The 4,743-nt window shown below is 25.7% G+C and carries 5 protein-coding genes; all 5 read right to left on the bottom strand.

What is annotated here, in order from left to right:
* Positions 1–159: 159 nt before the first annotated feature.
* Entirely contained in the window at positions 160–687 is a 528-nt protein-coding gene (locus tag EHV01_RS03295) for a hypothetical protein (RefSeq protein ID WP_422066187.1), read from the bottom strand.
* A 25-nt stretch (positions 688–712) separates the two neighbouring features.
* The gene (locus EHV01_RS03290; protein WP_422066186.1) at positions 713–970 is read right to left on the bottom strand and encodes a hypothetical protein; all 258 of its coding nucleotides are present in this window, start codon (positions 968–970) and stop codon (positions 713–715) included.
* A 15-nt stretch (positions 971–985) separates the two neighbouring features.
* Positions 986–2,239, bottom strand: coding sequence for a hypothetical protein (locus tag EHV01_RS03285; protein WP_422066185.1), 1,254 nt, complete (start codon positions 2,237–2,239; stop codon positions 986–988).
* Between the two features lie 12 nt (positions 2,240–2,251).
* Positions 2,252–3,847, bottom strand: coding sequence for a hypothetical protein (locus EHV01_RS03280; protein ID WP_422066184.1), 1,596 nt, complete (start codon positions 3,845–3,847; stop codon positions 2,252–2,254).
* Positions 3,848–3,883: 36 nt separating this feature from the next.
* Positions 3,884–4,743: hypothetical protein (locus EHV01_RS03275; protein ID WP_422066183.1), on the bottom strand; the 860-nt coding region annotated here is incomplete at its 5' end.

Raw genomic sequence — 4,743 nt, 5'->3', positions numbered from 1 at the left:
TAAWAAATTTAAAGCAAAATCATAATCTTACACAAAATTAGTTTTCAAATTGTCATATTGATGATTTTTTTTATTTCATCAAGAGTTTTCGACAAAATTAAAGAAAAGATATTATTTTTTATTTATTATGTTATAATTTAGTTGTTAATTATTAGCAAATTAATATAATCGTGTTTTTAATTTTCTAATAACTTTGACTTGCTTAGTTACAGCATCAATTTCTAATTTTTCAGTAATAAAAATACTTTGATCATTTTTAATATAAGGATCATAATCAAAAGTACAAGATACTAAATTACCTAATTCATCATACTGGTCATTGTAAAAATCAATAGTAATAAAATTAAGTTTTGAATTATTAGCAAAAATAAAATAGGCACCCTTACCATCTCTATTAATTTTATATTCGTTATATCAATTCTTATTAGTAAAGTCCTGCATTTTTAAAAAGTTATTAATTAATTGAGAGTTTATTTGTTGATTAGTAAGTGGATTATAAATGCTAATTTCTAACTCGCGCGGATTTAAAAAATTAGCATTATCTTCACAAATTCTTTTTTCTAAAATCTCATTATGTTTTTGAATAGTAACATTTTTACGATTAGTAATCGTTGATGCTAAATTAAGATAGTAACTATCAATATCATAACTCTTTTTTAATTTCTTTTTTGCTGGTAACAACCCCATTTATATCACCTCTTTATTTTGCTTTTTATTTTTTAATAACACCTTCAATGCTATCTTGTCTTTGTTGTTTGTTATGAGTTTTGATAAATCTAATTGTTTCAATAATTAAAATGATAATTCCAGCACCAATAAGCATTGCTGAAACAATAACATATGCTGGTCAAGAAATACCTAATGTTTTTTCTCCAATAAAACAAATAATAATTCCTGCAATAAAAAACAATGATGAAACCCCAAAGATTTTCAAAAACATAATTAAATCTTTAATAGTAACTTTTGGCATAAAAACATCTCCTTCCTAACTTACTTTTTTTCTTTCAATATACAATTTTTTAATTTTAACACTATTTGATATTGATGATAATTTAAACTCACCGTTGGAAAATAATTGAATGGTAATTCAACTACTTGGATTATTTCCATATGATATTCCACTTGCTAATTGACCTTCAAAATTTATATGCGTAATTATATATAGTTCTATCTCAAGCGTTGTATAACACCATAAACGATAATAATATTCTGACTTATTAAAATTTTTAATTTTATATCCTTTAGAATCTTGAATAAAATCACTAGTATCAACAACTTCTCAATCATTTGGTATTTTAGGTAAATCTTTTTTCTGTAAATAAAATTTATCTAAATATTTAGTAGTACCAAATGTATCATCAGTACTTTCAATTCCCGCAACTGTACTATCAATAATCATATAATCAGCAGTATTTTTACCGCCTTCAAAACTAGGGTCTCAAATTCTTAATTCCCCGTTTTCAGCATTAAAATCAGCATTAGCACGACCACTACTATTAGGTAATAAAGTTATTTTATTTTGTTTTAAATCTGAAACCATTAATTCATCAGCAGTATTTTTAATAATTGTTTTATTATCAATTTTAATATCACTACCGCCACTTTGTTTTGCTTTTCAGACACCATTTTCTTCATAAATAGTATCATTATCAAACGGAACAATAAATTTAATATATTCGTTATTTTTAATAATAGTTTTATTGTCAATCTTAGTTTTTTCTTTTTCTATTAAAGCATCAACTTCTAATTGTGTATAATATGCTTCTAAATCTATCGTAGTTAAATCAATACCTTCTTCTTGAAAAGTACGAAACATTTTCTTTAAAGTTGTTAAATTAGCCAATGATTTTGCATAGGTAGGCAATAGACCTTGTCATGTTGTCATAGGGTCATTTTGAGATGAATAGTTAATATCACCAAGATTCATACTTGCTGAAGTAAAAAATTCAATTGGAATGCGGTTAAATGTTCAATGCTCAACAGTAATAAATACCATATTAATACAAATTTTCTTTAATAATGGGTCTTTAAATGTTTCAAATTTTAATTTTGAAAATGGATAGTTTAAATATGAATTAATCATATTTTGGGCTCTTAAAGCAAATGTTTTAAATCATAATTCTACATCACCTTTAAAGAACTTATTATATCGAGTTGGAACTTGTGTAATTTTACCTGTCATTGGAATAAAATTATTATAATTTTCCAAAGTAACATTTTGTCATAATTCATTTAACACTTAATCATCTCCTTATCATTTACTTTTTTTAGAATATATTTTCTTTAATATAAATTTTTTACTATTTAGTAATGTTTTTGTTTTAATTGTTTTGTTTAAATCTTGTTTTGTTCTTAGTTGTTTGTATGTTTGAAATACTAGTCCATTACCCAATAAACTAGTAACCGCACTATCTTCTAGCATATTTAACAATTTATCTTTATTAAAGTTATTTTTAAGTTGTTCTTGCATTTTTAATATCTTAGCAATTGTCCGATATATTTTAAAGCTATCTTTTACTATTTGTTGATAAGCAAGTGGAGTAAAAGAAACTAAATTAAATAAACTTGTTTTTTTAAATCCTCAGCCAATAAACCACTCACTGTTCATATAAAATTTAAAAGGTTCAGGAGCCAAAATAAACTTTTCTGCTTTGATTAAAGTTGTCATAACGACAATAGGGGCATATTGCGGATTTTTATAATATATTGTTAAAGCAACTTCGCCCACAACTGATAATGGAACAATTTTTACTGCTAAAAAAACATCAGAACCATAGGCAAAAGGTAATAATTGGCCTTTTTTAATAGCTTTAGTTTCAAACTTAGATAATATTTTTTTAGTTTTATCGGTAATTTTACTAATTACTTTTTGTTTAATTGTAATTATTTGTTTTTCAATTGGGGCTAATAATTTTTTAGTTACTTTTTGAATATAAAAATTTGGGTTTAAATAATTTAATAMTTTATTTAATTTAATTGGTGTTTGATGTAAAAGATTTAATAATTTATTATTATATATTTTACTWCCACGCATTAAATTAGCATTTAATAGTAGGTTTTTACCAACACCTTTTTTATGAAGATTGGCCATAATGTTATATCACTCATTAGTATTAATTTTGCTTATTTTATCAATATTTAATCCATATTCAGACAATCATTTATTAGCATTTTTTTCATTTACGCGTGGTATTTTTTGAACTAATGTAGGACTTATTTTTTGAATATTTTTTTCAATTTTTAATAAATTATTAATTGTTTCTAAATTAGAAACTTTAAAACCCTTATAAAAATCATTTCGGGCTAATTTACCAATTGTATATAATAAAGTTTCATTATTAGCCTGCTTTGTAAAATCAAATATTAATTTATCAGATAAAATTTTTTTACCTGAAACTTGTCTTACAACATCTTCTAAATTATTAGCAGCTATTACACCTAATTTTTCAAGTAATTTAGTTTCTTTTGCCAATTTTAAAATTCTAGTTGTGCGAGCAGCACGGGTTAATTTACCAATTCCACCAATTGCTGGTAACAAATTTAAGGCAGTACTTTTTACTGTCACTTCTGATGTTAATTTATCGTATATTTGATTTACAGCAAAATCGGTTGCTGTTTCTACTCCAAACGAGATAAATGCTGCGGCAAAATTAGATAATCCCGCACCAAGACCAACAACAGATGCTACACCACCAGTTAAAACTGATAAACCAAGGGCTAAAACTTGAATTCCTAAAAATTCTAATAACTGTAAATCAAAACTTTTTTCTTGTTGTTGGATTAACAATCTAGTTGGATTTTTTTTAATAGCATAAATAAGGGCTGTTTTAGATGTTCCAATTGGCATATCTATCAAACGAAAAAGTACTATTTTTTAGTACTATTAAGAATTTTTAATTTTAACATCAATCGGATTTGTTTGACCAGTAGCGTTGTTTTTACCTTGAATTTGAACTTCAACAGTTTTATCATTTGTAATATTAATTGGTCAGTCTTCACCCTTACTTTCAATAAAGTAATCATAATCACTTTCAGTTAAAGAACTATTTACTGCTTTAACTGCTTTTAAAACAACATCTTTAAATTGTGGTTTTAATTGTTCGATTGTTGCTTGTGTTGGGTCTGTAACATGAATATTTGGTTTATCTAATTTATTAATTTTACTAATATCAATTTTTGTAACAATATGTTTAATAATTCCCTTAGGTTCAACTACCGCTCCACCCAAATATAAAACACGCTCCATAATCAAAGTATTACCCATTCCAGTACCCAACGCCGCAGCACCAACCCTTAAAGGAGTATGGTCTTTTTTACGTAAAATAAGCAGATCATATTTTTTACTAAATTTAAAGGCAATTGCATTAACACCCTCAGGTAATAAGCTAATTGTTCCTTCTGAACCATCTTTATTAATAATTGGTAATTTTTTAGGAACCATATAGTATGTTGTTCCTTCAACAGTTTTCATTGCTCCACTTGTTGCAATTACGCTATTTATTTGGTCGTTTGCTCCAAGTTGTAACTGTAATTTATTACGAATTCCACGAATAAAATCAGCCGAACCCAATACAACTGTTTCTGATGGGGTAAAGCCATTTTCATATATTTTATCCATAATTTCATCGTGAATTTGTAAAGCATTAGTATCATCTGCTTTTTGTCCTTGAATAGTTGTAACTGTTCCTTTATTAATAATTTCTAAAATTTTATTGCGTTTATAAGCAACTTCAGTATCCATTG

Source organism: Spiroplasma sp. hy2, from assembly GCF_044714365.1.
GTDB lineage: Bacteria > Bacillota_I > Bacilli_A > Mycoplasmatales > Mycoplasmataceae > Spiroplasma > Spiroplasma phoeniceum.
Note: the sequence above shows the minus strand (reverse complement) of the source record. Positions and strands in the feature narration are given on the sequence as shown.